The following is a 26779-nucleotide window of genomic DNA, read 5'->3' as shown; positions in this document are numbered from 1 at the left end:
CTACGGTTCCCTCGTCAACCCTTTATTTTTATCCTCACTTCTCCATGCTTCATAATTAAGGCCGGGGGTAAGCCAGTACAGCAGCACCACGCGCGAGTAGCGGTAATTGAACGGCGATAACACAAATATCACCCCCATTAAAATGCCAACGTACAGCCATGGCGAATGGGAGCCCGTGAGTACATAAGTAGCTACCGCGAAGGTTACCATTTGGGCCACGTTAAAGGCATAGCTTACAAACATAGCCACGTACCAGTATCCCGGTTCGCGCTCGTAATGCAGGCCGCAGTGCGAGCAATTGTCATGCATCTTTTGCCCGAAGAGTTCGTAAGTGCCGGTAGAGAAAATATCGCCGCGGCGGCACCTCGGGCATTTGGCTTTTAAACAGCCTTCGAGGGCGGATATGGGTTTGGCGGGTGTTAAGTTACTGGTGTCCATAATTCAATGTTTGTTTGCGAAATTCTTCGGGTGTTTGCCCGGTATATTTTTTAAAAAATTTGGTAAAGTACGAGTTGTCTGCAAAGTTTAGCTGGGCGGCTATGGCGGTAATATTCAGGTCGAGATTTACCAGCAGGCGTTTGGCCTCCAGTATCACCCGGTTGCGGATCACTTCGCCTGCCGGGATGCCCAGCATATCATTACAAAGCGCATTTAAATGATTAGGGGTAATATACAGCAGCGCGGCATAATCCTTCGGCAGCCTCAGCGTAGCAAAATTCTTATCGGTTAGCTTGCGGAAGCTTTGCAGCAGGGTGTAGTTGTAGTTGGGGGCAATGGCCGGGTTGCTGTGCTCGCTTTGCCGGGCTATCAAAATAAATAACTGCAGCATTAGTGCCTTTATCATATCCATACCCAGGCGATGGATATCGCTGCTCTCCTGTACCAGGTGCTCAAACAGGCTCACTACCGGTAGATGAATATTGACTGGCAGGTTAATTACCTCGTCGTCGATATTTCCGCTAAAAAAGGGCAGGTTGTCCAGGTAATCGGGCCGCAGAAAAAACGACTGGAAGAACGAAGCCGAAAAATTAATGATGTAACCGTTTACCGGGCCTTCAAAGCTCCAGCTATGCACCTGCCCCGGCACCATAAAATAAATTTGGTAGGGCTTTACCGCGAAGCTTTTAAAATCGATGGCGTGTGTACCGCCGCCTTCGGTAAAAAATACCACATGGTAAAAACTGTGCTTATGCGCCATACTAAGGTTTTGGTGCTTTTGCAAATAAGGCGCAAACCGGCTGATGAGCAGGTCATCATGCTGATGATCGCTCAGGGCGCAAATATCATAAACCGGGAATGCCTTTTTCATTAAACAAAGATACTTAACAAACACAAGGCCTTATGGTGATATATATCACTTTTGTGGTATTTTTTACTGATAAGTAAATTGTGTGGCTCCGGCATAAAAGTTTGATTTTGGAGATAGAAAGTTTAATTGCCTAACTTTATGGTAAGTTTGCAACCAAACTCCCTCTATCAAATGGTAAACACCGATCTTCATCATGGCAATCTAAATGGCTCGGTACGTAAGAACTACGTTGAGTTTTATTTCCGTTGCTGCTTTGACGAATTGTTTAGGGATAGCTGCGATTGGGAGAGTGAATTATCCGGGAATGAAATATCAGATATTTTTAATTTCCTGGGGATCGACTTCGATAGAGAACATGTTGTTAAAGTTTATAATAATCAATTAGACCACTCTGTAGAAGTTTTTCATAGTAAATCCGATGATCAGGTGTTTGCATACTTGGATTTGTTAAAGGAACCCACTGACCAAAATGATATGTTTTTTCTTGGGATTAGTTGTACTTCGATACAGGAACCAATTGTCCATGAAATGTTATTGAAGATCTATAAAAAACTGCGAACGACATCTGCCTTCAGCTTTGACATTTTAAACAAAGTATTATACAACAAAGTGTTTCATAGTGCTTTCTACTTCTACAAACTCGACCAGGGAATTTATAAAAGGAAAATGAATCAACACAATTTGATAAGCCGCTGATTTTTTACCATTCATTTTTATAGACATCCATCTTAATCAAACTGGCTTTGTAGTTAAAATAATTCCACTCCCCTGAAAAGTCCTGCTTATTTTTTAATTTCACGGCCATGCTTACAAAACCCGACAGCCTTATTTTTGATATGGACGGCACCCTTTGGGATGCCGTTGACACCTACGCGCACTCCTGGAACGTAATGTTTAAAGAACTGGGCCTCGATAAAAACATCAACCGCGCCCAATTGGCCGGTATGGTTGGTTGGGAAGGCAAAAAGGTGATAGAAGTAATTTTACCCGAATTTGAGCCTGATAAACGCTGGGAGATCTACGCCCAGGTAAACGAAAAACGCAAAGTACTGATCCCCGAGATGGGTGGCATTTTGTACCCCGGCGTGCTCGAAGGGCTAAAACAGCTTGCCCAAAAGTACCAGTTGTTCATCCTGAGTAACTGCGCGGCGGGCGTCATCCGCCAGTTTATTGATTGGGCGGGGATAGATGAGCATATTAAAGACGAAATTGCCTACGGCATCAATTTTATGCCCAAGCAGTATAACATCAAATTACTGGCCGACAAATACGACCTGAAGAACCCCGTTTACATTGGCGATACCGAAGGCGACGGCCATCAAAGCCGCCTGGCGGGCATACCGTTTGTGTTTGTAAGCTACGGCTTTGGGCAAACGGATGATTACGACCTGAAGTTTGACGATTTTAACGCGCTTACCACACATTTTTTAAACTTATAAGCAGCAGATGCGTTAGCTTTACGCACACAAAAATACATTGCTATGAAAGGCCGCATATTTACAATAATTGGTTTGGTGCTCGTATTGGTTTTGGTAGGCGTAGGCTACTACCGCTATTATTTTGTTTTTGGCGAAGGCACCAAGGCCGGCACGCTGAACTATTTTGTGAAGAAGGGTTATGTATTTAAAACCTTCGAAGGGAGGCTCATTCAAAACGGCATCCGTACCCAAACGCAGGGCGGCATTGCTTCCAACGAATTTATGTTTTCGGTAACGGATGAAAAAGTTGCCGATAAGCTTAACCATAGCGCCGGTTCCATGATGGATTTGCATTATAAAGAATACCTGCACACCCTGCCATGGCGCGGTGTAAGTGTATTTGTGGTTGATAGCATAATGTCGGTTACGCCGGTAGCACCAACGGCACCTTAAATTCTGTTATTCAAGAGATTGCCAATATTAAGTTTATGTTAAATTTAATATGGAGTGCCTGTGCATCAGCATTTTTTGTACATATTTAGCGGTTAAAGCCTTATTACTTTATGCTGCGGCACGCTAAACACCATCGCACTCTTCAACAAAACCTCGCACTTGCTTCCTCCAGTGCTTTTGTATCCGGCATTATTAATGTTGCGGGGCTGGTCTCTTTTTTTGCCTTTACATCAAGCATCAGCGGGCACATGGCCAATATGGCTAAAAACCTGGTGACCCAAAATTTGTACGAAATTGTTTTATTCCTGGGCTGGTTGCTGCTTTTTTTCTGCGGGTCGTTTTTGTCCAGTTTTACGGTTAAATCCTTCGCGCAGCGTAACCAATACAGGGCACACGCCTTCCCGGTAGTGCTGGAGATCCTTATCCTGCTTTTTGTAGCCGTTTACGGTAACCACTTTTACGAAGAAACCAAGCTGGAGCGGGAAATTGTGATCAGCTGTACCGTGTTTGCCATGGGGCTGCAAACGGGGCTGGTGGCCATCGTATCCGGCGGGCTCATCAAATCAACCAGCCTGGCCAGCTTATTTACCGACCTCGGTGCAGAAGTTGCCGAATATTACCACATCGGCACAAAAAAAGACCGGCACATCCGTAACCGCATCTTTGTGCGCCTTACGGTACTGGCATTTTATGCATTGGGCGGCGCGGTTGGCGGTTTCTTTTTTAACAAATATGAGTTCGCGGTATTTTACTTTGTGCCGGTGATATTGATAATAATGCTGCTTTAACTTAAAACAGCGGGTCTGCCTTGCCGGAGTTTTGTACCAGTATCTTGCTCAGGTTATACTGCCGATCCGGCTCATCATCTCCTTTTATCAGGCCTTTATTAAATAAGTGGGTAAGTATCTCTTCGGCGTTCTTCTGGTGCGTGGCTAAAGGTATTTGCGAATCAAATTCGGCAAGCTTTTGCGCAACCTGGGGTGCCGTAGCATATTCCAGTTGGGCAAGTGCATACACCACGTTATCCTGTACGGAAGCCGCCGCATCGTACTTGTGGGGTACGTGCAAGGGCTTGTAGTCTTTTAAAAAATCCTGGTCGGGGCTATCCATTGTTATGCCTCCTGTTTTTCTTTTAATGAATCGCGAAGTGCCTTAATGGCATCGTGCGCCATTTTAAGCCCGTTCAAGTGGTTGGTAAGCAGGCTAACCACCTTTTCATCTTCCCATATCAGTTCCTTATCATCCAGCGCCTTTCTATAAGAGCCTTTAGCAACGTCCTCCCCATACTCGCAATCGGATAATACGGAAAGATTATCTTTTTTAACGAAAGCTGATTTCACATCCATCCAGGTATGATAAAACTTACCAGCAAGGGTAGTGCCATCAGCAGGCGAGCCGCCTAACAAGTGAATGTAATCGTTCAGTTGGTTTACGTAACCTTTGCTTTGATCGGCATAGCCCTCAAATACTGTTTTAAGGCTGAGGTCCTCAATGCCTTCAATGGCTTTCTGGTAGCCGGCAATACGGTCGTTGTTGATTTTTATCAGATCGTTTAGCGCCGATATCTGGTGCTGGATATGCTGTAATGTTCCCATTGTTATGTTTATTTTGGTTAAATAACATAACGGTTTGGTTAATTGTTTGTAGTCATACGTTATAAATACGCAATCCTTCGGCAAAAATCAATCGGCATAAACAGATACCTTATTAATCTCTTTTGATAGTTTGTGCAACGCATTTTCTATCTTTTTTGCCTGAGCCTCTTTTGGGTTTTTAATACCGGAAGCGTACTGATATGTTGCCGGCCATCAGTTTAGTCTGAGGTAGGATAATTGCTATTTGAAGCAAATGCCCGTAAAATAAATAAAAAAGCCCCAATGTTAATTGAGGCCCGATGTTAGATTTGAAAGAGGTAATCAGGCTGCGAACCTGGCCACATGGATCACCGCGTGTTTATTTACTTTTCGGGCGCGGTATGGAGTTATATTTCTTACGTTCGAGTCGTCTGTCTGAGTTTTGCGGGCGCGTTCGCGAATAAGGCGGCTGCGGCGTGCTTTTAAAACATAGCGGTTACCCCAATGGTCGTACGTGCCGATAAGGGCGGTTATGCAGCCAATGATAAATGCGGCCATCATAGCAACAACAAACAAGTGGAGGGCGATTGTTAAGTAGTGTGCCATAAAATTAATTAAATTAGTTAACCACCAAGTGCAATAGCCGTGCCGCTTATTGCTAATTAGCAATTTTAATTACACGCAGCGTGCTTTCCTTAGCTATAAAGTGTTTGTTCTTCGGTGTAATACGTCTTCCTGGTGCCTTCTTTTATGAGGATGGGAGCGCCTTTGGGGCTGTGTTTCTTTTTGGAATTGTGGATATTCATAAAATCGCGCACCTCGCCATTGATGATATCAGGGTTTGATTTTAAGATCTGCTGTTCGGCATCTTTTAAAACCGAATGGATGGACTTTACCAGGTCTTTTATTTTATCCTCGGGTAATTTATTGCTTACCGAGAAGGGCGAGATGCCCGCATCCCACAAAATTTCGTCGGCATAAGCATTGCCTATACCGCGGATGATCTTTTGATCGAGCAGAACGGTCTTTACATTGGTTTTGGTTTTACCCAGCCTTTCCTTCAGGTACCTAAAACCTGCTTTATCATCCACCGCATCGGGCGCTTCTTTCTCTTCGGGGTTGAGGGTAGGGGTGGCTATGCCCTGGAAATCGGTAAGCACCAGGCCACTGTCATCCGTAAATACCAGTTCTATAATGGAGTATTTATTGTCGTTTTTGCCCTCAAATAAAAACAGCTTGCCGTGCAGCATCAGGTGCAGTGCTAAAATATCACCCTCGCTGAATTTGATGTAGAGCTCCTTGCCGTCTCGGTAAACTTCTTCCAGCTTTTGCTTTTCCAGTTTCGCCTGCAGCTCTTTTTCGCTCACGTTGAGTTTTTTGGCATTATGGATGATAACTTCCTTAACCGTTTTTCCGGCTAATTTTTTATCGAGATTACGGCTGAAGGCTTGCAGATCGGGTAGTTCGGGCATGGTGGTAGCTTTTTAGTATGCGAATTTATTACAATGAATGATGAACTACAACAACAGCCCACCTTAGTTATTGTTTAAATGCCGTCCCCGCGAGTCCTTTTTCAAAGTTTAAATTAACCCACCAGGGTAGACCGAAATAAAGAGGCAGCGCCTCGGCTGATATTGTAGCAACGGATTTTAATCCGTTGTATGAATATAATAGAAACCCCGAGAGCTGTAGGCTCGACACATATAAAATCAGTGCAGCTCGCTAAATATGGGCCGTTCCTCCGGAACTCAGTTTTGTTTGCGCATACGCCAAGGGGTTGAAACCCCTTGCTACAATATGTCTCGTCCGCTATGCGGACTTTCTAATTAAAAGTAGTTGCTTTTGTGGGTTAACCTAAATCTTGCGAGAGACCCTGCGAGGATAAATTAATCAATGAAATAATTATTTTCGTCCGATATTGCTATTTCTCTTTTGGATTAAAGTATCTCAATCGCTACCTTTCCGAAAATCTACCCCGAAATGAAATTAAAAACACTATACGCGGTGGCGGCTATAGCGCTGTTTTCCGCATTTACCAACCCCGCCCCGCCCGAAACGGATATCATCGGCAAATGGAAAATAGATGATGCATCGGTAAATAATGCAACCAACCGTGTGCTTTTTAAACTCAAACTGGCTAACCTGGGCATGGCGGGTAAAATAGAAGATCAACGGAACAGAATTAAGGAACAAATTGCAGCCGTAAGGGTGACCTTTAGTGCCGACCATACCACCGCCATACAAAGCGGCGACAAAACCACTGCCGGCACATGGAATTTAAGCGATAACAACCATATCCTGTCGACCACTAAAAATGGTGTTATTCGCAAAGATAGCATCCTTAGCCTCGCCGCAACCCGCATACAGCTTGTTGGGCTGGCGGAGCGCGATACGGTAGTTTACATCCGCCCTTAGTTCAAGGCCATCCAAATAAAAAAAGCCATCCCAAAAAATCAGGATGGCTTTGCTTGTTTTATAAACCCGGCTTATTGCTCCATGCTCATGATGGGTGCAAACTTGGCCGAATAATCTTTTAACTCGGCAGCTAATGTTTTGTGCAGGGCATCCTGGTGGCCTTGCAGGGTGTATTCGGTTAAGCCGTTAAGCACTTGCATGGCTACCTGCACATCGCGCTGGTTTAACAGGCGCTGGTTGTTTTGCAGGTTGTAGTAGTTAAAATCAAGCTGATCTTTCAAATGCCCGTTTATCTCGTTGGTGAATTTAGTACCCAGCGAAATATCGCCCAGGCGGTAAGCCATTTGCGCCATAAACATTTTGCGGCCGGCCACATCTATATAAGGGTACAGGTTTGGCATCTCATCATCAAATTTGTGCAGGGCTTTAATCGCCAGGTCGCCGTGGCCCTCGGCCTCAAGATTGCGGGCCAGGTCTAAAAAGGTGGTCATCATCACCGGGTAAAACATGTTAACCGATTCGTGATCCAGGAACCTTGCCTTTTTAAAATTACCGTATTTAAACTTCGTCATCATGTTGTTGTACATCACCATGGTGTTGGTTTTGCTCAACTGATCGTGGTTGGCGGTATCGGCTTTAAACGGTATTAAACGATAAGTAAAGCCTTCTTTGTACAGGTAAGGCTGCAGGCCTATCAGGTTTTCGTTACCAATGGTGGTAGTAAAGCAAATAGGGCGTTTCCAGTTGTTATGGGCCAGTATATCAAATATGGCCAGGTTCTCTTTGGTAACGTAGTTGGAGGTGTATTTCCACTTCATTACGGTATCCAGCTTGCTTATTTGGTCGGGCGTTATTACGTTATTCTTTAAAACATCCTGGGCATTTACATCCAGTTTAAAGCTTTTGGTAGGCAGGTAGTTGGAGTACTCGCCGCCCTGGCTTTGGCCCTGCATGGCTTTGTCGTCAGATGTAATAAAGTCGAACACTTCTTTAATAGAAGTATAGCCCGGAATGTTGCCGTCGTTGTAATAGATCACATCGCGCACGCCCTCTTTGTATTTATCAAAAGGCATGGTGATAGGCAGCGGGGCGCTCTGGTTCATGGGGCGCTGCATCTGGCGGATGTACCAGTCGCCGGTGAACAGGCTCAGGTTCACTATCCGCACATCAGGGCGGATGCCTTCTACCTCCTGGTCGTACCAAAGGCTGTAGGTATCGTTATCGCCGTAGGTAAACAAAATGGCGTTTGGCGGGCAGGAGATGAGGTAGTTATACGCCATATCGTGCGGCGTCATCTTGGTAGAGCGGTCGTGCGCTTTCCATTCCTGTTTGGCCATCAGCACAGGGGCAACCAACAGGCAAACACCTGTAGCTATCAGCGCCGAGGTGCGGGCGTTTATCTTTTTGCTCAACAGATCCGCAATGGCAATTACTGCAAGCCCTATCCAAATGGCAAACGCGTAGAACGAGCCGACGTAGGAGTAATCCCTTTCCCTTGGCTGTACCGAGGGTTGATTTACGTAAAGCACCACAGCAATGCCGGTGAAAAACCAAAGCAGGGTGATGATCAATGCATCGCGTTTTTTGCGGTTAAAATGGTATACCATACCCACCAGCCCAACAATTAAAGGCAGGGCGTAAAGCGGCGTGTAAGTAGGGTTGTTCAGTACCGATTTTGGCAGGTGTTTGCCGCCATCAAATAAGCCGCTGGTCCAGTTGCCATCTATTCCTTCGGTGCTTTGCTGGCCGTCTTCATCATTGTAGCGGCCAACATAGTTCCACAAGAAGTAGCGCACATACATCTGGTATATCTGCCAGCTGGCCATCCAGCTGATGTTGTTGGCAAAGGTTGGTTTTTGCCCTTCGGGGATCTCCAGCCATTGCTTGTAAAAATTCACATCGTTGCCATCGGTACTGTACATCCGGGGCAAAAAGGTGGTATGGTCGTACACGTAATTCGGCCTTTTGCCGGCAACTTCGTATTTCTTATCGCCTTTGCGGTAAATGGTGCTGCCTTCGGTTTGGTCTATCACCTGGGCATCGTAATACTGGCCAACCAGCAAGGGGTTTTCGCCATACTGGATCCGGTTTAAGTAGCCGTACATGGTAAAGGCATTATCCGGGTGTGAGTTGTTCAGATCGGGATTAGCGGTTGCACGGATAGGGATATAGGCGAACGAGCCATAGCCAAAGTATATAACAGCCACGCAAAGCATGATCAAATTTAGCGTAGGCTTGTTTTTACGGATGCTGTAGATGATAGCGAAAACGATAGCGCCCACCAATAGCACTAAAAAGAAAAGCGCGCCTGTGCCGAAGCCCAAGCCAAGGGTGTTTACAAAGAAAAGGTCGAAGTTAGCAGCGAACTTAACCGTATACCCACGGATGCCATACTGCACCACGCCTAAAATAACAACGCTCACCAAAAAGGCCAGGATAGCACTCTTGGTGGTAATGTTTTTATACCTGCGGAAGTAATATACCAGCGCGATAGCCGGGATGGTTAATAAGTTTAATAAGTGGATACCGATTGAAAGGCCCATTACGTAGGCAATGAACACGATCCACCTGTCGGCACCGGGCTCATCGGCATGGGCTTCCCATTTCAATATCGCCCAAAATATAACGGCTATACAAAGGGATGAAAGCGCAAATACGATGGTCTCTACCGCCGAGAACCAAAAGGTATCGGTATAAGTAAAAGCCAGCGCACCTACCAGGCCCGAGCCCATGATGAGCAGGGTCTGCGCGTTGCCAAATTCTTTTTCGCGACCGGCCAACAGTTTTTTAGCCATGGCGGTGATGGTCCAGAACAGGAACATTACCGTAGCGCCGCTGGCAATGGCCGAACCCATATTGGTAAAATAGGGCACTTTGGCGTTATCGCCCATAGATAGCAGTGAGAAAACTTTGCCCAACATGGCAAACAGCGGGTAGCCCGGCTGGTGCGATACCTGTAAGCGGAAAGCGCAGGATATAAATTCGCCGCAATCCCAAAAGCTTACGGATGGTTCTAACGTTAAAATGTAAGTTGCAGAGGCTATAACGAAGCAAAGCCAGCCTAAAAGGTTATTAATTTTGTTGTATTGCATGTACTAATGGATAGCTAATGAGCGCGGCAAATATCAGTAATTTTATAAATTATTCTAACAATAAAGGCCTTAGCTTAACAAATTTAACACAAATTAACCGTTTGAGCCGATGTTGATGCTTTGAAGCCTCATCCCAACCCTTCTCCAAAGGAGAAAGGCTAAAAAAGAGGAAATATGCAACTGTTCTAAAGAAAGTCCTCTCCTTTGGAGAGGGTTTACTGCGTGAGGGCTTCGCCGTTTAGGTGAGGCTTCTGAAGTATTAACATTTAATTGCCGCTTGTATTTTAATGTTACAATAAATAATACTTATTTTGTTGCGATGCAAAAACACCACCCCCTTTTACCGGGCAAATTTATATTGATAATTACCTGCCTGTTGTTTTGCGCCGGAGCGGCTAAGGCTCAGTCGGTTTACCTGCCGCAATCCTACCAGTTTTATCAAAAGTTTAACGGGCAGGTTTATTCAAAAAGCAACGGCATGCATACGTCGCTGCGGCCGTTCCTGATAGATAGTTCGCTAACCGGCAGGTATAACGAACTGATGAACGTAGGGGTAAAAAGTGACCGTAAAAATTGGTTTGGCCGTAAATTGCTCAACGAGCACCTGCTTGATGTGCAAACCAAAGAGTATACCTTTTATGCCGATATATTGATAGATAACATATTTGGTAAAGATTTTAAAGATGGCAAGAACGCGCCATCGGCCTTTAAGCCATTTGGTTACATATTAAAAACACCTTTAGGCATCAATACCCGCGGTTTCCAGGTGGGGGGTACTATTGGCAGTAAATTTTCTTTTTACACCAGCGCTTACGAAAACCAAGCCATCTACCCAACCTATTATAACGACTACGTAAACGCCAGCGGCTTTGTGCCCGGGCAGGCTTATGATCGTAGTTTCGGCAAGGCGCAAAAAGATTATTCGTACGTAACGGCGCTGTTATCGTATACGCCGTCAAAGTATTTTAATATTGCTTTAGGGCAGGACAAAACCTTTATCGGCGATGGATACCGCTCGTTACTCTTATCAGATTTTTCGGCGCCCGCGCCATTGCTTAGGGCTACTGCCAACATTGGCCCCGTGCAGTACATGATGATGTGGACCTACCTGCAGGACCTGAAGGCGCCAAAGTTTGACGATTTTGGCAGCAATCGCCGCAAGTACGCGCTATACCATTATTTAGACTGGAACGCAACCAAAAGCCTGTCCTTAGGTTTCTTTAATGCGGTGGTGATGCCCGAAGCTGATGACCAGGGTAATTTCCATGGTTTTGACGCTAACTTTATTAATCCGCTGTTTTTTACAGCCGGCGGCAAGGCAGGTTCGCCAAACAACGTACTGTTTGGCTTTACCGGCAAGTACAAGGTGTTTGATAAAAACGCCTTATATGCCCAGCTGATCCTCGATAACCAAAAAACTACGGGCGGCGCAAGCAAAAGCAGCAACGGCTACCAGGTAGGTTTACGCGGTGGCGATGTTGGCGGTGTAAAAAACCTTAGTTACCTGGTAGAGTTCAACACCGTTAAGCCATATACCTATGCTGATGCGCAGCCGCTAAGCAGCTATACTTTTTATGGCGATCCGCTGGCACATCCACTGGGCGCCAATTTCAGGGAATTTGTGGGCCTGCTGAACTATTCTATCGGCCGCTTAGATTTCCAGGGACAGCTTAACTACGCCAAATACGGGCTGGATGCTGCTACCGAAAATAATGGCAAAAACATCAACGCGCCATACGCCGCAACCGCCAACCTAACACCCACGGTAGGGCAGGGTATATCCACAGATATGTATTACGCCGAAGGAACAGTATCGTTCCTGGTGAACCCAAAATACAATCTCCGTTTTGAACTGGGCGGCCTTTACCGTACCGAAAAGAACGCACTTGGCGAACGTAAGAACGCGGTAGTAACTTTTGGGGTGAGGACTACCTTCAGGAATTTGTATAAGGATTTTTAAGTACATATTACACCGGCATTGTAGAGGCGCAATATTTTGCGCCTCTTTTTTTACGCCGTTTTTGTTTAACGGCGTTTTAAATAATCTCTATCTTTGAATATATGGCTACAGAAGTTAAGTGCCCCAGCTGCGGACATGGTTTCCCTATTGAGGAAGTGATGGCCGAGGAATACAAGCAGCAGCTAAGGCTGAAGATGCAGGATTATACCCGCCAGAAAGAAGAAGAATACCGCAAAAAGGACGACGAGTTCAATAATCGCCAAAAGATACAGCAGCAGGAATTTGAGCAGCGCCTGGCCGGCGAAAAAAAGGCCTTGCAGCTTACACTGGAAGAAAACCTGCGCAAGTCCATCGCATCCGATTTTGAGAACCAGCTGCTGATGCTGCAAAACTCGGTAAATGCCAGTGCCGAAAAACTGAAGGAATCGCGCCAGAAAGAACTGGAGTTTTTACAGCGCGAGCAATCCCTCAAACAAAAAGAAGAAGAACTGGAACTGTCTACCCAGCGCAAACTGCAGGAGCAGCGCGCCGAACTGAGCGAACAGATCCGCAAGCAGGAAACCGAAAAATACTCCATCAAAGACACCGAGCACCAGCTGAAGGTAAAAGAGATGGAAAAACAGCTGGAAGACCAAAAGCGCCTGGTTGATGAAATGAAACGCCGCGCCGAACAAGGCTCGATGCAATTGCAGGGCGAGGCACAGGAGCTGATACTGGAAGAATTGCTGCGTACCTATTTCCCGTTCGACCTGATCAGTGAGGTGGGCAAGGGCGTGCGCGGGGCCGATTGCGTGCAAACCGTGCGTAACCAGTTTGGACAGGAATGCGGTAAAATTATTTACGAAAGTAAGCGCACTACCGCCTTCGGCGGAGATTGGATAGACAAGCTGAAGAAAGATATGCGCGCCCAGGGTGTTGATGTGGCCGTCATAGTTACCCAATGCTACCCAAAAGGGATGGATTGCTTTGGCGAACGCGACGGCGTTTGGATCTGCAGCTTTGACGAGGTGAAGGCTGTAAGCTTTATACTGCGAGATGGCGTGATCAAATTGGCCAACCTGGCCAAAGCGCAGGATAATAAAGGCGATAAAATGCACCTGCTGTATGATTATTTAACCAGCAGCGAGTTTTCCGAGCAATGGAAGGCCATCCGCGAAGGGTACATGAGTATGCGCCTCTCCATCCAAAAAGAACGCGACGCCATGGAGAAAATGTGGAAGGCCCGCGAGAAACAACTGGAAAAGGTGTTATTAAACGCTGCCCACATCAAAGGCTCCATTGAAGGTATAGCAGGTAACGATGTGATTCACTTAAGTTTGAGTGATGAGGACGACGAGCCTTTGTTGTTAGATTAGGATTGTACCAAAAGGGAATTTATTACTGATAAGTATTCAGGAAACCCGGCTGAGTATACTGCTGGATAAAGTAACGTTCATTCAAAATTGTGGTTTTACTCCTAATTGTAAAAATCCTTTTTCTTAAATTTGGTGGAGCAGAAACGCTTATTGATAACCCGTTATTCTTTATGATAAAAATTTTGCTGGTCGAAGATCAGACTGTCGTGCGCGTTGGTGTCCGTTTGTTGTTAGAAAAGGAAGGCGATATCGAAGTAATTGCTGAAGCCGGAAGCGGCAAAGATGCATTGCAACTATTAGCAGAGGGCCATAAGCCGGATATCATCATCACTGATATCAATTTGCCTCATACAACTGGTTTTGAGTTGCTTACACAGGTCAGGCAGACCTTCCCTGAAATCAAGGTGATCATACTGTCAACGGTAGATGAAGATAAGTATATTGTGGAAGCGTTTAAAACAGGCGCTACAGCTTATATGCTTAAAAGTGTGAAACCTGTTGAACTGATATTCGCTATCCGGCATATCCACCTGCATACCGAAAGATTTCTTTGTAACCAGCTGGCTCTTAAATTATTAGAGCGTTTTTTGCGCACGCCGGAGGTGAGCAGCAAAGGCATTACCATAATGGATGTTTCTAAACGCGAATTGGAGATCCTTACCCTTATTGCAGAAGGTTATACCAACCAGGAAATTGCTGACCAACTTTTTACCAGTAAACGCACCGTGGAAATCCACCGACAAAATATGATAGAAAAAGCGGGCGTACGTAATACAGCCGCTTTGGTACGTTATGCTATGCTTAATAACATGGTTGCTTAACCGGCAAGTACTTTACTTAAAGAAAATACGTATTTATACCCATTGCGTTTTGGTATAAATACTGATGCTTTTTTATTCCTTTTTGAAGAGATTTATATTTCTAATTCAAACGATTATGAAAGCTCTCTTAACGCGCTCGGTTGTAAGCTTCCTGGTTTTGGAGGGGTACACTTATTGTTTATCAAAAACATCAAATATATCCAAGGCATACGCATCAGTGTGCATTACGCTCACGCCGGTAAAAAGACGCCCGGACGTAAGGAAGCTACCGGAAGGCTATGATACTTACTTCAACATTATGAAAGAGCCTTTACTCCTGGCCGAAGGTGTGGACGATACCGAAGTTATCGTTAATGTAGAACATGTAGAGATAGCCAAATACCAGGGCAGTATCAGTTTTCTTTAATAAAGCTCGGTTCACGCCATTAAATAGGTTTCGTTGCCAATTATTAGCCGTATAATTGCTTACCGATAATGTATTCTTGTCGGTGAAGTAATTAATCATCTAATTAAATTTGCCAGCTATCCTATTAACAAATTAAATGTTGAGTAACACCGGGATAAATAAAGTGATATTGCTGGGAACAGCGAAAGGGCCGTTTAGGGAAACCACCGATAGGGGACAGGATTTTTTATGCTTTAACCTGGTTACAACCGAGTACATCAAAAAAGGGTACGAGCAGACTGAGCACCACGAGTATCACAAAATTAGAGTCCCCGAAAAACTGATAGCGCAGGATTCGCTGCATTTGGCGGAGGGGCAGTCGCTGTTTATAGAGGGCAAGATCCAAACTGCCTCTTATTATGATGAGCAACGCGTAAAGCGCTATTCGCTGGAAGTAGTTGCTAACCGGATAGATATTCTCAGTACGATAGATATCAACGTGCTGAAATAATTGTTATCCACGCCCCTGATCGCCTCCGCCCTTAACACATTCTTAACGTACGCCCGGTTGTGCCCTTTCATAAAAAACACTAATTTTGCTGCCTTATCATCGGGAGTATTCACCGGCATCTATGGCAGATTTAGCAACCTTACAGCAGCAGAGCTTGACCCTGCTACAGCAATTAATTTCGATACCATCGTTTAGTAAAGAGGAAGACCGCACGGCCGACCTGATAGAAACAACCCTGCAGCAGCACGGCGTAAAAACGCACCGTAAACTCAATAACATCTGGGCCTGGAACAAGCATTTTGATGCCGCCAAACCCACCATCCTGCTCAACTCGCATCACGATACCGTTAAACCAAACTCGGGCTACACCCGCGACCCATACGACGCCAAAATAGAGGGCGACAAGCTTTTCGGCCTCGGCAGTAACGATGCCGGCGGTTGCCTGGTATCGCTGATAGCCGTGTTTCTGTATTATTTTGAACAGGAGAATCTTAAATATAACTTTTGCCTGGCCACCACTGCCGAGGAAGAGATTTCCGGCGTAAACGGACTGGAATTGATTATCCCCGATCTTGGTCAGCTTGATTTTGGCATTGTAGGCGAGCCCACCCTGATGGACCTTGCCGTTGCCGAACGCGGCCTGATGGTGCTGGATTGTACCGCCCACGGCAAAGCCGGCCACGCCGCCCGCGAGGAAGGCGAGAACGCCATTTACAAAGCACTGGCCGATATCGAGTGGTTCCGTAATTATAAGTTCCCAAAGGAGTCGGAAGTTTTCGGGCCTATAAAAATGTCGGTAACCATTATCAACGCAGGTTCGCAGCATAACGTGGTGCCTGCTACCTGTACTTTTACGGTAGATGTAAGGGTAACTGATGCCTACCGCAACGAAGAAGTGCTGGAGATCATTCGCCAGCATGTAAGCTGCGATGTAAAGCCACGCTCAATCCGTTTAAAACCGTCTTCGATAGATAAGAACCACCCTTTTGTACAGGCGGGTATTTCGCTTGGCAGAACGCCATATGGCTCACCCACCACATCAGATCAATCGCTGCTGGATATCCAGTCCATCAAAATTGGCCCCGGCGACAGCGCCCGCTCGCACATGGCCGATGAGTTTATTTATGTGGACGAGATAGGGAAGGGAATAGCCTTGTATGTGGAAATGCTGGATAAGATAGTTTAGCGCGACCTTCTCCACCCTGTCATTCCGAGGGAAGCGCAGCGACGAGGAACTATCTCTTGAGCGATAGCGAAAAATCTTCTACGCTTTGCTATGGAACCATGTAGAGCGGTAATGTAATTGCGTCAATGCCTGCGTCGCGAGTTTACTCACCCCCAGCCCCTCTCTGCTCCGCAAAGAGGGGAGTTCTTTTCTTGTTTTTTCTTCTTCACCCTCTTTTTCGCAGAAAGAGAGGGTCGGGCAGCGATAGCGTACCCGGGGTGAGTCCAATAGCCGGCATACATAGCCGACCTTTCGTATCACAGAAAATTTCTCTTTCGCCCTCCCGCTCTTTCCCACCGCGTGCTCTATCGAAAGGACAACGTTAATTAGGGATTACAACAACCCCATTTAATTTTATATTTGCACCATGAGTAAGTTATGGCAAAAAACCACCAATGTAAATCAACTGGTAGAAAATTTCACTGTAGGCCGCGACCGCGTGCTGGATAGGGAAATGGCCGCTTTTGATGTGCTTGGCTCCCTTGCCCATACCACCATGCTGGAGAGTATCGGGTTAATGAGCGCGGAAGACCTGTCGCTGGTGCAACAGGAACTAAAGGCTATTTATGCCGATATCCAAAACAATAATTTCACTATTGAGGATGGGGTGGAGGATGTACACTCGCAGGTAGAGATGCTGCTTACCCAGCGTATTGGCGATGCCGGTAAAAAGATCCACAGCGGCCGCTCCCGTAACGACCAGGTGCTGGTAGACCTCAAACTTTTCTTTCGCCATAAACTAAAAGAAGTGGTAGAAGAAGTAGGAAAACTTTTCCACCAGCTGATAACGCTAAGCGAACAGCATAAAGATGTTTTGCTGCCCGGCTATACGCATTTACAGGTGGCTATGCCATCGTCCTTCGGTTTATGGTTTGGCGCTTATGCCGAAAGCCTTGCCGACGACCTGGAGATGGTGCTCGCTGCCTGGAAGATCACCAACAAAAACCCACTGGGTTCTGCCGCGGGTTATGGCTCGTCGTTCCCCTTGAACAGGACATTGACCACCGAACTCTTAGGCTTCGAGAGCTTGAATTATAATGTAGTTTACGCCCAGATGGGCCGCGGTAAAACCGAACGCATCATCGCGCAGGCCTTATCATCCGTAGCAGCCACCATGGCAAAAATGGCGATGGATCAGTGCCTTTATCTGAGCCAGAACTTCGCCTTTGTAAGCTATCCCGAGAACCTGACCACCGGCAGCAGCATTATGCCGCATAAAAAAAACCCGGACGTTTGGGAAATTATGCGCGGCAAATGCAACCGCCTGCAGGCCCTGCCAAACGATGTGGCCATGATGACCACCAACCTGCCATCGGGCTACCACCGCGAGCTGCAATTGCTTAAGGAACTGCTGTTCCCTGCCTTTGCCGATCTGCTGGATTGCCTGCACATGGCCACCTTTATGCTGCAAAACATCAGCGTCAACAAGAATATCCTGGATGACCCTAAATACGCTTACCTCTTTAGTGTAGAAGAAGTGAATAAGGCCGTTTTAAGCGGTACACCTTTCCGTGATGCTTACAAACAAATAGGGCTCGATATTGAACAAGGCAATTTTAACCCCGAAAAATCTGTAAACCATACCCACGAAGGCAGCATCGGCAACCTGCAAAATCAACAAATAAGCGCAGCGATGGATAAGGTGTTGAGTAGTTTTGCGTTTGAGAAGGTGGAAGCGGCGATAGCCGCCCTGGTGAAATAACCATGTTTATCCTGCTGGATATCGATGGCGTGTTGGTAACAGAACCAGCCTGGAAAAAAGTAGAAATTGCTGTGGACGGCTTTATGGTTTTTAATGAAAAGTCTGCTAGAAATTTGGCAGAAATATTAGTTAAGTCAAACGCATCGGTAATCCTCACTACAACACACCGGATTAATTACCAATTGGATAAATGGATTGAAATATTTGCTGCGCGAGGCATAACTATTAAATCAATTTCCAAGCTAAATAACATTGAGTCTATCGCATTGATGCAAAGCAGGGCTGTCGAAATTCAAGATTGGGTTTATTTACAGGGAGAGAACGTCGAATACTTAATTATTGACGACGATCCTTCTTTAAATAGTTTGCCCGAACATATCAAGGAAAGATGTGTTATAACAAAATCGACTGTAGGTTTTGACGATGACGCAAAGCAAAAGGCATTGCAGCTAATCGGTGAATTCAATACTTAATCAGTGTAATCAAAATAAAATGAACGGACAAAACAGGGCAGACATATATCCCGGCCTCGAAGTAGATATCATCCTTAAAAAGGATCAGCGCAGCGGCAAGCTTACCCGCGGCATTGTAGAAAAACTGCTTACCAGTTCCGCTTTTCATTCCCGCGGAATAAAGGTGCGTTTGGAAGACGGACAGGTAGGGCGCGTGGCGGAAATTATAGAGGAAGATTTTTAATTTATATCAATAGGCAACCACTCACCGTTCTCTACTCACCACTCACCAAATGGAACCCGTAAAAGAACCCAAAAAATACCTCATCCTACGTTTGGATGCACATTACCGGCTTTATATTGCCTTGCTGATGGGGCTTGTGGCTTTCTTTTTGGCGAGGCACATCCCGTCGGTTCCGGCGGTTACCCTAATTGTGTGGATAGCCGTGGCGCTCACCATCATTATCCTCGATTGGATCATTATTCTCTGGGCGCACCCACGTGACATCCGCAAACTGGCCAGCCTGGAAGACAGCAGCCGCTACCTCATATTTTTGTTTGTGATGACGGCATCCTTAGTGAGCTTGGTGGCTATGTACCTGCTGCTAAAATCAACCAAAGGCCAGTCAGAAGAAACAGTAAGCGCCTATATCTTTTTGGCGATGGGTGCCGTGGCAGTATCCTGGTGGTTGGTGCACACGGTTTATACCATGCGCTATGCCCATTTATTTTATGCTGCTGAGAGTGGCACAAACGGTACTAAAGCCGGGCTCGAGTTTCCTAAAGACATCAAGGACCCGGACTACCTCGATTTTGTGTATTTCTCCTTTGTTATCGGCATGACGTTCCAGGTGTCGGATGTGCAGATCACCTCCCGCCGCATTCGTCGCATTGTATGGGCACATGGGCTCATCTCCTTCGCTTTTAATACGGCCATTGTAGCGTTGAGTATTAATGTGATCTCGGGGTTGGTATCAAAGTAGGAGAGAGTCCGAAAGTCCGTAAGTCGGCAAGTCCGAAAGTAACACGCTTCGAATCTTTAAATTAATCCTTCTTTCGAACTTTCAGACTCTCCGACTGCGGACTAAACTTCCTCTTCAATCTTCGAATGCTTCTGCGTATCGTTCATGGTAATATAGATCACCAATGACACCAGGATACACGCTGTAACGTACCAGTAAAACCATTCCTGATGTCCTTTTAGTTTGAACAGGAGGGCGATAGGCTCCGCCGTGCCACCGAATAGCGATACCGCAATAGCATAAGGGAAACCAACCCCCAGCGCGCGGATATGCGCCGGAAAAAGCTCGGCCTTAACCACGGCGTTGATGGACGTATAATTGCTAACGATGAGCAATGCCACCATAATGAGCGCGAAAGCAAGCCACTCGTTTTTGGTATGGCTAAGGGCGATCATAATGGGTACAGTGGTAAGTGTACCTAATATGCCGAAAGTCTTAAGCAGCGGTTTGCGGCCTATCCTGTCGGATATATAGCCGTATAGCGGTTGTGCCAGCATAAAAACAAACAGGGTGAGTGTTGATACCAGCGTAGCGGTGTTTTTGCTGAAGCCGCTGGTGTTAACCAAAAACTTTTGCATGTAGGTAGTAAACGTATAAAAAGCAACCGTGCCGCCCAGCGTAAGCCCCATAACGGTCAGCACCGCGCGGGGATGTTGCAGCAATGCTTTAATGGTGCCCCGGCTGTCTTTTTTTTCCTTATTCTCTTTGCTGGTGAAGGTAGCAGGCTCGTGCAGGCTGCGGCGCAGGTACATGGTAATTATGGCCAGTGCGGCGCCGATAGCAAACGGGATGCGCCAGCCCCAAAGGCGAAGCTGCTCTTCGGTGAGGAATACGCGCTGAAGCAATACCAGTACGCCAAGAGCGGTAAGTTGCCCCATAATGAGTGTAACGTACTGAAAGCTGGAATAAAAGCCACGATGTTTTTTAGCGGCCATTTCGCTGAGGTAAGTGGCGCTGGTACCGTATTCGCCGCCAACGCTAAGCCCCTGCACAATACGTGCGAAAACCAGTAATATGGGTGCGGCTATGCCGATGTGGTTGTAATCGGGCGTTACGGCGATGATCAGTGATCCGGCGCTCATCAGCAAAACGGAGTAGGTAAGTGCCGCCTTGCGGCCTTTTTTATCAGCAAAGGTGCCCATCAGCCAGCCACCCAGCGGGCGCATTAAAAAACCAATGGCGAATACCCCGGCAGCGTTCAATAGTTCCACCGTTTTATCTGTCGAAGGAAAAAATGAGGAAGCAAAGTAAAGCGAAAATGCCGAGTATACATACCAGTCGTACCATTCCACCAGGTTCCCCAGCGAGCCCCCTACGATGGATTTGATGCGGCTTGCTGTGGTGATAGGCTGAGAGGTATGTGCAGTATTCATGATGTATTGGGAGGATTTGCCAAGCCAAGATATAAATAATAAATTGGTTTGAAAATCAGGGCAACTCTCATTTGCCGCTCCGCAACATTAATGTTATAGTATCAATATCTTAACCTTAATTATATACTTTTGAGGCTGTAGTAATATCCCCAAATGAAAAGATACAGCATCCTTGCAGTCTTGGTAATGTTTTGCTTACCTGGCCTTTGCCAGTCGCCCCCGGTTGTCGATACCACTCAACAGATCATCCCAGGGCGTAAAAACAGCATCGCGCAGCAACAAAAGCCTTATGTAATATTAATTTCTGCCGATGGTTTTCGCTGGGATTATGCCGATAAATATGATGCCGTTAACCTGAAAAAACTTAGGGCGGCGGGTGTGGAGGCACAGTCGATGGTGCCATCTTATCCTTCGGTAACCTTCCCTAATCATTATGCGATGGTAAGCGGGCTTTATCCATCACATTCGGGGTTGGTAAACAATACTTTTTACGATCCTACCCGCAACGAGACCTACAATATGGGCAATAAAGTAAAAGTTGCCGATGGTACCTGGTATGGCGGCACGCCGCTTTGGGTACTGGCCGAGCAGCAAAAAATGTTGTCGGCAAGTTTTTATTGGGTAGCATCAGAAGCGGCCATAAAAGATACCCGACCAACCTACTATTACATTTACAACGACAAGATAGAAATGAACAACCGCATAGCTGCGGTGGTTAACTGGCTGAAACTCCCTGCGGAACAGCGCCCGCACTTTATTACTTTTTACCTGCCGCAGGTAGACCACGCCGGGCACCTATACACCCCCGATGCGCCGGAGACCGCACACGAGGTGCATTTTGTAGACTCAGCGGTGAATGAATTACAAAAGGCCGTGAAAAAGACCGGGTTGAAAGTAAATTTTGTTTTTGTGGCCGACCACGGCATGACGAAAGTTGACAACCAACACCCCTTAGGCGTGCCTGCCGCTATCGATACCACAAAATTCAAGGTATCGGGCGATGGCATCCTGGTGGAGCTGTACGCCAAAGATAAAACGGCTATCCAAAGCACTTTTGCGGAGCTTACCAAAGAAGCCAAAGATTACAAGGTGTATTTAAAAACCGATATGCCGGCCAAATTCCATTACGGGGCAAGCGACGACTGGCACGACCGCATTGGCGATATATTGCTGATACCCGACTGGCCAAAGGTATTTAACCTGAACAATCGTAAAAACACAAACCCCGGCTGGCACGGTTACGACCCCACGGTTATAAAAGACATGCACGCCACCTTTTATGCCTGGGGCCCGGCGTTTAAAAAGCATTTAAACATTACTGCCTTCCCCAATGTTGATGTATATAATATGATAGCCGAAGTATTGGGACTAAAGATCAGCGAAAAAGTAGATGGTACCAATGCACTGGCGAATAAGATTTTGATCAAAAAAACCGTTAGAAGGAAAAGAAGAAATGAAATTACTTACTAAGTTACTTGTATTACTATTATTGCCTGTGGCGCTGCACGCCCAGGATACGGCTGTTGTAAAAAAACAGGCCAATATTGTTGCCAAAGCTATAATTGCAGGCAATTATAGCACCGTTATAAGTTATATGCACCCTAAAATAGTGCAGATGGCAGGCGGAAAAGATAAAATATTGCAGATGATGACCAATGGTATGCAGCAGATGAAAGCCCAGGGTGTAACGTTTCAGAGTGCTACCATAGGCTCACCGGGCAAATTCTACAAAGCCGGTACCGAGATCCATTGCCTGGTGCCCGAAAATATTACCATGAAGGTGGGTACTAGCACGTTGCATTCTCAGAGTAATCTATTAGCGGTAAGCCGCGATAAAGGCAAAACCTGGAGTTTTACCGACCTGAATAAAAATACCATAGCAGCTATCCCTAAATTATTCCCCAACTTTAACAAGGCGCTTGTGATACCCGAGCCAAAGCAGCAGGGCTTTTAAGGGTGATGAACCAGATCATATTATACCGTTTGCTTTTCCTGTTTTTTTTGCCCCTTAGTCTCCATGCACAGGATACCGCCACGGTAAAACGCCAGGCAGGCCTTTTCGCGCATGCTACTTTTAAGGGCGATGTAGCTGTCATCATAGCAGGCACTTATCCTAAACTCATCGAACTCTCCGGCGGGAAGGAGCAAATGCAGCAGCTGATCACCGAAAGGATGGAAGAACTGAAAAAGCAGGGCATCACCAGTTTTGAAGGTACAGTAGGTACGCCTGGTAAAATTTATAAATCCGGCACCCAGTTGCATTGCCTCATCCCCGAGCAGATCATCCTTAAAACCGCCGCGGGCCGTTACCTGGCCCGTTCTTACCTGCTTGGGGTGAGCGACGATAACGGCGAAAGCTGGACTTTTTTAGACGTAGGTAATATGCCTGCCGATGTGCTGCGCCGTTTATTGCCCAATTTTAACGAGGAATTGAAGATCCCCGCGCCGGTAAAGCCCGAATTTCTGGCGAATTAATTTCCGCTGTTTTAAACGCCTGTTATTTTTCTTAAATTGGGATGCATTTTCACATCATCCCTCATATGCAACGAAGAAACTTTTTAAAAACAGGCACTTTAGCAGGCTTAACATTAACCACCCTTAGCGCGGTTTCGTGTGCGCAACCATCTACAGACACAAAAGCGGATAGCGGAATTGCCCCTGCTGATGATTTTGAACTGAATGAGGTAACCATTGATGAACTGCAAAAGAAAATGCAGGATGGCACCTACACCGCCCGCTCTATTACCGAGCTGTATTTAAAAAGAATTGAAGCTATAGATAAAGCTGGCCCAAAGCTAAATTCTGTTATAGAACTGAATAAAAACGCACTCGAAATGGCCGACACACTGGATAAGGAGCGCAAAGCAGGCGTAATACATGGCCCGCTGCATGGTATCCCTGTTTTAATAAAGGATAATATCGATACCGGCGACACCATGCACACCACGGCAGGTTCGCTGGCCCTGGCAGATCATTTTGCCAAACAGGATGCCTTTATCGTACACAAACTGCGCCAGGCGGGCGCAGTCATATTAGGCAAAACTAACCTGAGCGAGTGGGCAAATTTCCGCTCATCACGTTCTACCAGCGGCTGGAGCTGCCGGGGATTACAAACCAAAAACCCGTATGTATTGGATAGGGGGCCAAGCGGTTCAAGCGCTGGCTCAGGCTCGGCGGCGGCTGCTAATTTGTGTGCTATTGCAATAGGTACCGAAACGGATGGTTCGGTAGTGTCCCCCGCCTCTGTTGCAGGCCTGGTGGGTATTAAGCCAACAGTTGGTTTATGGAGCCGCAGCGGGATCATCCCCATCTCTATAACCCAGGATACCGCAGGCCCGATGACGCGTACCGTAAGAGATGCTGCCATTTTATTGGGCGCATTAGCCGGTGCCGACGCTAACGATAGCTATACCCTAAAAGCTAAGCCCGAGAAAGATTACACCAAATTCCTTGATGCGAACGGCCTGAAAGGCAAGCGCATCGGTTTTGAGAAAATAGAACATGCAAACGATGGCACGCTTAATTTAATCAAAGAAGCCAAAGAAACCCTCAAAAAACAAGGCGCGGAGGTAATAGAAGTAGAGGTTTACAAAGCACTAAAGCCAGCCGATGGCGCGGAATTCCAGGTGTTGCTGTACGAGTTTAAGGATGGGCTGAACAAATACCTTGGTAATGCAGGCGCAAGTGTAAAAAACCTGGCAGATGTAATTGCGTTCAACAAAAGCAACGAGGGTAAAGCCATGCCCTTTTTTAAACAGGAAACCCTGATAGAGGCACAAGGCAAAGGCGACCTAACCACCAAAGAATATACCGACGCCCTCGCTAAATCAACAGGTGTAAGCCGCAAAGCGATAGATACCATCCTCACCGAAAATAAGCTGGATGCCATTTGCGGGCCTACCAACGGTTTCGCCAGCTGTATCGATCTCATTAATGGCGATTACGATAATGGTTTCTCTTTTTCTACCCCTGCGGCAATGGCGGGTTACCCGCATATTACCGTACCCATGGGTGCCTGGCACGATCTGCCGATGGGCTTATCCTTCTTCGGCACCGCCTGGAAGGAGGGCGAGCTTTTAACGCTGGCCTATGCTTATGAACAGGCATCAAAAAAACGGAAGAAGCCTGAATTTAAAGAGAATCTGTTTGCGTAAACCCTGTTTTTTATATAGAGGGTAATAGGCCATGACTTTACAGGTTGGCAATTCATAAGACGTTCCGCTGGAACGTAAAGGGTTTCCGGCATTTTCTACCCATAAAACATCCCGAAGGAAACGAAGTTAAAATCGTTCCAGAGGAACGTCTTATGGGTAGAAAAAAAAGCGATAATTTTTACGTTCCAGCGGAACGTTTTATGGAATCGGCCTTTTAATGGGCTATTGCATCAGGGGGGGTATTGCGCGCCCACTTTCCTTCTCCGTTCCATAACTTCCCGCCAGGTGGTTAAAATAAAGCCTTTTTCTTTTAAGAAAGCTTTAAGCCTTGGGTCGGTCATGGCCAGCAGATCGCCTTTGCGTTTCCGTCCGGTATCAGAGATGTATTTAAAAGTTTCCGATGGATCGGTGCAGTGCATAATAACCATGGTGAGCCCCGGCGAAAGGCGGCCAATGCTTTCGATGTAGCGGTCGGTGTACCATTTTTGGATCTGCTTATCTGTTTTATGGGCAATATCCGGCATGTTCCACTCGTAACTGGAGTTGTGCAGATCATCCAGCACAGGCAGGCCGTTCTTCCAGATCTTTTCGCCCACTTCTTTTGCTTTGTCCAGCGCTGCTACTTCGGAGATGGGCATACCTTCGGTATATTTCCCTTGTTTTTTTAGTTCGGCAATGGCGGCGGCTTTGGCTTCGGCACGGTAAAACAGGTCCTCGCCACCGGGGAACATTACGGGGATTTGCTTTTCTATCCCCAGCTGAATGTATTTCTCCATAAAGGCGGGCTTGGCAAACAGCGTGCCCATGTGCGAGTCGAAATGCGTAGGGGTAATGCCCATGGCAACGGCACGGTCGTACTGCGCGTGGATCTCTTTATCAATTTCCTCCGCCTTGGCTTTAAAATAAACCACGGCAACATCCTTGTGCATAGCGCCCTGTTTATCTACCAGGCCCGGAACATTGGCTTTACCGGCCAGCGGGCCCCAGCGGTAATTATCCCATTCGCTGGTGAGTGTTAAATGCAGGCCGGCGTCCAGAGTAGGGTGCTTGTCTAAATAAGCTTTAAACTCGGGCACCCAGGGGCAGGGCATCATAATGCTGGTAGAATTGGCCACGCCAAGGCTGGTAGCCTGCTCCACACCTTCATTCGAATCGTGCGACATCCCCGCATCATCCACGTGCAAAATAATTACACGCGCGCCTTTTGGCCAGCCCAGTTTTTCGGCATAGGTAGTGGCTTGCTGGGCATTTGCGGTGAAGGCAAAAGCGAGGGCGACGGTGAGGATGGTGAGTTTTTTCATGGGGTATGGGTTGAGATAATGATGACACGATCAATTATATGGGCGTTTCCGCTTACCAGCGGGCTAGGCTTTCCGCTCATACTGCACAAGGCATTAGCCACAGGGCTGGTATCCGCTGAAATCCTTAACGCAGCAAGGCGGTGAATTGACTCACCCGGTCATAGCTCCGCTCGACCACCCTCTCTGCTTCGCAAAGAGGGTTTTAGCTCCTTATTTTTCTTCACCCTCTTTACCGCAGGTAGAGAGGGTCGACCAGC

27 protein-coding genes are annotated in these 26779 nt (G+C 46.6%); 18 read left to right on the top strand and 9 right to left on the bottom strand.

What is annotated here, in order from left to right:
- Positions 1-438 carry a DUF983 domain-containing protein gene (locus IDJ77_RS25070; protein WP_191191735.1) on the bottom strand — a complete coding sequence of 146 codons (438 nt, stop codon included), beginning with the start codon at positions 436-438 and terminating at the stop codon, positions 1-3.
- Positions 425-1309, bottom strand: coding sequence for a helix-turn-helix domain-containing protein (locus IDJ77_RS25065; RefSeq protein ID WP_191191734.1), 885 nt, complete (start codon positions 1307-1309; stop codon positions 425-427). The genes IDJ77_RS25070 and IDJ77_RS25065 overlap by 14 nt, the downstream gene beginning before the upstream one ends.
- 803 nt (positions 1310-2112) lie before the next feature.
- Here IDJ77_RS25065 and IDJ77_RS25060 point away from each other — a divergent pair.
- From IDJ77_RS25060 to IDJ77_RS25050, 3 genes are all read left to right on the top strand, one after another.
- Positions 2113-2748: an HAD family hydrolase gene (locus tag IDJ77_RS25060; protein WP_191191733.1), complete on the top strand. Its 636-nt coding sequence runs from the start codon at positions 2113-2115 to the stop codon at positions 2746-2748.
- A 42-nt stretch (positions 2749-2790) separates the two neighbouring features.
- On the top strand, positions 2791-3180 hold the full coding sequence (locus IDJ77_RS25055; protein WP_191191732.1) for a hypothetical protein: 390 nt from the start codon (positions 2791-2793) through the stop codon (positions 3178-3180).
- Positions 3181-3290: 110 nt separating this feature from the next.
- Positions 3291-3968, top strand: coding sequence for a YoaK family protein (locus IDJ77_RS25050; protein ID WP_191191731.1), 678 nt, complete (start codon positions 3291-3293; stop codon positions 3966-3968).
- A gap of 1 nt (position 3969) precedes the next feature.
- On the opposite strand, the gene IDJ77_RS25045 is transcribed toward IDJ77_RS25050, so the two are convergent.
- The 4 genes from IDJ77_RS25045 to IDJ77_RS25030 all read right to left on the bottom strand — a co-directional run bounded on the left by IDJ77_RS25045 (position 3970) and on the right by IDJ77_RS25030 (position 6226).
- The gene (locus IDJ77_RS25045) at positions 3970-4290 is read right to left on the bottom strand and encodes a hypothetical protein (RefSeq protein WP_191191730.1); all 321 of its coding nucleotides are present in this window, start codon (positions 4288-4290) and stop codon (positions 3970-3972) included.
- A gap of 2 nt (positions 4291-4292) precedes the next feature.
- The gene (locus IDJ77_RS25040; protein WP_191191729.1) at positions 4293-4775 is read right to left on the bottom strand and encodes a ferritin-like domain-containing protein; all 483 of its coding nucleotides are present in this window, start codon (positions 4773-4775) and stop codon (positions 4293-4295) included.
- Between the two features lie 321 nt (positions 4776-5096).
- Positions 5097-5360, bottom strand: coding sequence for a hypothetical protein (locus tag IDJ77_RS25035; protein ID WP_191191728.1), 264 nt, complete (start codon positions 5358-5360; stop codon positions 5097-5099).
- An 89-nt stretch (positions 5361-5449) separates the two neighbouring features.
- Complete coding sequence (locus IDJ77_RS25030; RefSeq protein WP_191191727.1) at positions 5450-6226, bottom strand: DNA-formamidopyrimidine glycosylase family protein; 777 nt, start codon at positions 6224-6226, stop codon at positions 5450-5452.
- Between the two features lie 508 nt (positions 6227-6734).
- Here IDJ77_RS25030 and IDJ77_RS25025 point away from each other — a divergent pair.
- Positions 6735-7169 (top strand): lipocalin-like domain-containing protein, encoded by a 435-nt coding sequence (locus tag IDJ77_RS25025; protein WP_191191726.1) that lies wholly within the window; start codon positions 6735-6737, stop codon positions 7167-7169.
- Between the two features lie 71 nt (positions 7170-7240).
- Here the strand turns inward: IDJ77_RS25025 and IDJ77_RS25020 are convergent, their stop codons facing one another.
- Positions 7241-10261 carry a glycosyltransferase family 117 protein gene (locus tag IDJ77_RS25020; RefSeq protein ID WP_191191725.1) on the bottom strand — a complete coding sequence of 1007 codons (3021 nt, stop codon included), beginning with the start codon at positions 10259-10261 and terminating at the stop codon, positions 7241-7243.
- Positions 10262-10580: 319 nt separating this feature from the next.
- On the opposite strand from IDJ77_RS25020, the gene IDJ77_RS25015 reads away from it, so the two are divergent.
- The 10 genes from IDJ77_RS25015 to IDJ77_RS24970 all read left to right on the top strand — a co-directional run bounded on the left by IDJ77_RS25015 (position 10581) and on the right by IDJ77_RS24970 (position 19655).
- Entirely contained in the window at positions 10581-12221 is a 1641-nt protein-coding gene (locus IDJ77_RS25015) for a gliding motility protein RemB (protein ID WP_224751228.1), read from the top strand.
- 101 nt (positions 12222-12322) lie between these two features.
- Positions 12323-13576 (top strand): DUF2130 domain-containing protein, encoded by a 1254-nt coding sequence (locus tag IDJ77_RS25010; RefSeq protein ID WP_191191724.1) that lies wholly within the window; start codon positions 12323-12325, stop codon positions 13574-13576.
- A 170-nt stretch (positions 13577-13746) separates the two neighbouring features.
- Positions 13747-14397 carry a response regulator transcription factor gene (locus IDJ77_RS25005; RefSeq protein WP_191191723.1) on the top strand — a complete coding sequence of 217 codons (651 nt, stop codon included), beginning with the start codon at positions 13747-13749 and terminating at the stop codon, positions 14395-14397.
- 115 nt (positions 14398-14512) lie between these two features.
- On the top strand, positions 14513-14803 hold the full coding sequence (locus IDJ77_RS25000) for a hypothetical protein (RefSeq protein WP_191191722.1): 291 nt from the start codon (positions 14513-14515) through the stop codon (positions 14801-14803).
- A 136-nt stretch (positions 14804-14939) separates the two neighbouring features.
- Positions 14940-15293, top strand: coding sequence for a single-stranded DNA-binding protein (locus IDJ77_RS24995; protein ID WP_191191721.1), 354 nt, complete (start codon positions 14940-14942; stop codon positions 15291-15293).
- A 121-nt stretch (positions 15294-15414) separates the two neighbouring features.
- Positions 15415-16479 carry a M20 family metallo-hydrolase gene (locus IDJ77_RS24990; RefSeq protein ID WP_191191720.1) on the top strand — a complete coding sequence of 355 codons (1065 nt, stop codon included), beginning with the start codon at positions 15415-15417 and terminating at the stop codon, positions 16477-16479.
- A 406-nt stretch (positions 16480-16885) separates the two neighbouring features.
- On the top strand, positions 16886-18220 hold the full coding sequence (gene argH, locus IDJ77_RS24985) for an argininosuccinate lyase (RefSeq protein ID WP_191191719.1): 1335 nt from the start codon (positions 16886-16888) through the stop codon (positions 18218-18220).
- Positions 18221-18222: 2 nt separating this feature from the next.
- Entirely contained in the window at positions 18223-18693 is a 471-nt protein-coding gene (locus tag IDJ77_RS24980) for an HAD domain-containing protein (RefSeq protein ID WP_191191718.1), read from the top strand.
- A 19-nt stretch (positions 18694-18712) separates the two neighbouring features.
- Entirely contained in the window at positions 18713-18916 is a 204-nt protein-coding gene (locus IDJ77_RS24975) for a YwbE family protein (protein WP_191191717.1), read from the top strand.
- A gap of 49 nt (positions 18917-18965) precedes the next feature.
- Entirely contained in the window at positions 18966-19655 is a 690-nt protein-coding gene (locus IDJ77_RS24970) for a DUF1345 domain-containing protein (protein ID WP_191191716.1), read from the top strand.
- Positions 19656-19756: 101 nt separating this feature from the next.
- On the opposite strand, the gene IDJ77_RS24965 is transcribed toward IDJ77_RS24970, so the two are convergent.
- Entirely contained in the window at positions 19757-21067 is a 1311-nt protein-coding gene (locus IDJ77_RS24965; protein WP_191191715.1) for an MFS transporter, read from the bottom strand.
- Between the two features lie 153 nt (positions 21068-21220).
- Here IDJ77_RS24965 and IDJ77_RS24960 point away from each other — a divergent pair, with 153 nt between their 5' ends.
- The 4 genes from IDJ77_RS24960 to IDJ77_RS24945 all read left to right on the top strand — a co-directional run bounded on the left by IDJ77_RS24960 (position 21221) and on the right by IDJ77_RS24945 (position 25221).
- Positions 21221-22537 (top strand): alkaline phosphatase family protein, encoded by a 1317-nt coding sequence (locus IDJ77_RS24960; protein WP_191191714.1) that lies wholly within the window; start codon positions 21221-21223, stop codon positions 22535-22537.
- Positions 22521-23021 (top strand): hypothetical protein, encoded by a 501-nt coding sequence (locus tag IDJ77_RS24955; protein WP_191191713.1) that lies wholly within the window; start codon positions 22521-22523, stop codon positions 23019-23021. Before IDJ77_RS24960 ends, IDJ77_RS24955 begins: the two co-directional genes overlap by 17 nt.
- Positions 23022-23026: 5 nt before the next feature.
- Positions 23027-23542 (top strand): hypothetical protein, encoded by a 516-nt coding sequence (locus IDJ77_RS24950; RefSeq protein ID WP_191191712.1) that lies wholly within the window; start codon positions 23027-23029, stop codon positions 23540-23542.
- A 65-nt stretch (positions 23543-23607) separates the two neighbouring features.
- A complete protein-coding gene (locus tag IDJ77_RS24945) occupies positions 23608-25221 on the top strand; it encodes an amidase (RefSeq protein ID WP_191191711.1) in 1614 nt (537 codons plus the stop codon).
- A gap of 230 nt (positions 25222-25451) precedes the next feature.
- On the opposite strand, the gene IDJ77_RS24940 is transcribed toward IDJ77_RS24945, so the two are convergent.
- Positions 25452-26522 carry a polysaccharide deacetylase family protein gene (locus IDJ77_RS24940; RefSeq protein WP_191191710.1) on the bottom strand — a complete coding sequence of 357 codons (1071 nt, stop codon included), beginning with the start codon at positions 26520-26522 and terminating at the stop codon, positions 25452-25454.
- Between the last annotated feature and the right edge of the window lie 257 nt (positions 26523-26779).

This window comes from Mucilaginibacter pankratovii, from assembly GCF_014773265.1.
GTDB classification, from domain to species: domain Bacteria; phylum Bacteroidota; class Bacteroidia; order Sphingobacteriales; family Sphingobacteriaceae; genus Mucilaginibacter; species Mucilaginibacter pankratovii.
The sequence above is the reverse complement of the archived record's forward strand: the minus strand, read 5'-3'. Positions and strand labels throughout refer to the sequence as shown.

What these genes read in the sequence shown, in the direction of transcription:
- IDJ77_RS25015 (WP_224751228.1), top strand. Translation starts at nt 10,581, where the DNA reads ATGCAAAAACACCACCCCCTTTTACCGGGCAAATTTATATTGATAATT.
- IDJ77_RS25000 (WP_191191722.1), top strand. Translation starts at nt 14,513, where the DNA reads ATGAAAGCTCTCTTAACGCGCTCGGTTGTAAGCTTCCTGGTTTTGGAG.
- IDJ77_RS25030 (WP_191191727.1), bottom strand. Translation starts at nt 6,226, where the DNA reads ATGCCCGAACTACCCGATCTGCAAGCCTTCAGCCGTAATCTCGATAAA.
- IDJ77_RS25065 (WP_191191734.1), bottom strand. Translation starts at nt 1,309, where the DNA reads ATGAAAAAGGCATTCCCGGTTTATGATATTTGCGCCCTGAGCGATCAT.
- IDJ77_RS24970 (WP_191191716.1), top strand. Translation starts at nt 18,966, where the DNA reads ATGGAACCCGTAAAAGAACCCAAAAAATACCTCATCCTACGTTTGGAT.
- IDJ77_RS25035 (WP_191191728.1), bottom strand. Translation starts at nt 5,360, where the DNA reads ATGGCACACTACTTAACAATCGCCCTCCACTTGTTTGTTGTTGCTATG.
- IDJ77_RS24990 (WP_191191720.1), top strand. Translation starts at nt 15,415, where the DNA reads ATGGCAGATTTAGCAACCTTACAGCAGCAGAGCTTGACCCTGCTACAG.
- IDJ77_RS24965 (WP_191191715.1), bottom strand. Translation starts at nt 21,067, where the DNA reads ATGAATACTGCACATACCTCTCAGCCTATCACCACAGCAAGCCGCATC.
- IDJ77_RS24975 (WP_191191717.1), top strand. Translation starts at nt 18,713, where the DNA reads ATGAACGGACAAAACAGGGCAGACATATATCCCGGCCTCGAAGTAGAT.
- IDJ77_RS25010 (WP_191191724.1), top strand. Translation starts at nt 12,323, where the DNA reads ATGGCTACAGAAGTTAAGTGCCCCAGCTGCGGACATGGTTTCCCTATT.
- IDJ77_RS25050 (WP_191191731.1), top strand. Translation starts at nt 3,291, where the DNA reads ATGCTGCGGCACGCTAAACACCATCGCACTCTTCAACAAAACCTCGCA.
- IDJ77_RS25040 (WP_191191729.1), bottom strand. Translation starts at nt 4,775, where the DNA reads ATGGGAACATTACAGCATATCCAGCACCAGATATCGGCGCTAAACGAT.
- argH (WP_191191719.1), top strand. Translation starts at nt 16,886, where the DNA reads ATGAGTAAGTTATGGCAAAAAACCACCAATGTAAATCAACTGGTAGAA.
- IDJ77_RS24940 (WP_191191710.1), bottom strand. Translation starts at nt 26,522, where the DNA reads ATGAAAAAACTCACCATCCTCACCGTCGCCCTCGCTTTTGCCTTCACC.
- IDJ77_RS24945 (WP_191191711.1), top strand. Translation starts at nt 23,608, where the DNA reads ATGCAACGAAGAAACTTTTTAAAAACAGGCACTTTAGCAGGCTTAACA.
- IDJ77_RS25025 (WP_191191726.1), top strand. Translation starts at nt 6,735, where the DNA reads ATGAAATTAAAAACACTATACGCGGTGGCGGCTATAGCGCTGTTTTCC.
- IDJ77_RS25045 (WP_191191730.1), bottom strand. Translation starts at nt 4,290, where the DNA reads ATGGATAGCCCCGACCAGGATTTTTTAAAAGACTACAAGCCCTTGCAC.
- IDJ77_RS25055 (WP_191191732.1), top strand. Translation starts at nt 2,791, where the DNA reads ATGAAAGGCCGCATATTTACAATAATTGGTTTGGTGCTCGTATTGGTT.
- IDJ77_RS24950 (WP_191191712.1), top strand. Translation starts at nt 23,027, where the DNA reads ATGAACCAGATCATATTATACCGTTTGCTTTTCCTGTTTTTTTTGCCC.
- IDJ77_RS24955 (WP_191191713.1), top strand. Translation starts at nt 22,521, where the DNA reads ATGAAATTACTTACTAAGTTACTTGTATTACTATTATTGCCTGTGGCG.
- IDJ77_RS25060 (WP_191191733.1), top strand. Translation starts at nt 2,113, where the DNA reads ATGCTTACAAAACCCGACAGCCTTATTTTTGATATGGACGGCACCCTT.
- IDJ77_RS24980 (WP_191191718.1), top strand. Translation starts at nt 18,223, where the DNA reads ATGTTTATCCTGCTGGATATCGATGGCGTGTTGGTAACAGAACCAGCC.
- IDJ77_RS24960 (WP_191191714.1), top strand. Translation starts at nt 21,221, where the DNA reads ATGAAAAGATACAGCATCCTTGCAGTCTTGGTAATGTTTTGCTTACCT.
- IDJ77_RS24995 (WP_191191721.1), top strand. Translation starts at nt 14,940, where the DNA reads ATGTTGAGTAACACCGGGATAAATAAAGTGATATTGCTGGGAACAGCG.
- IDJ77_RS25070 (WP_191191735.1), bottom strand. Translation starts at nt 438, where the DNA reads ATGGACACCAGTAACTTAACACCCGCCAAACCCATATCCGCCCTCGAA.
- IDJ77_RS25005 (WP_191191723.1), top strand. Translation starts at nt 13,747, where the DNA reads ATGATAAAAATTTTGCTGGTCGAAGATCAGACTGTCGTGCGCGTTGGT.
- IDJ77_RS25020 (WP_191191725.1), bottom strand. Translation starts at nt 10,261, where the DNA reads ATGCAATACAACAAAATTAATAACCTTTTAGGCTGGCTTTGCTTCGTT.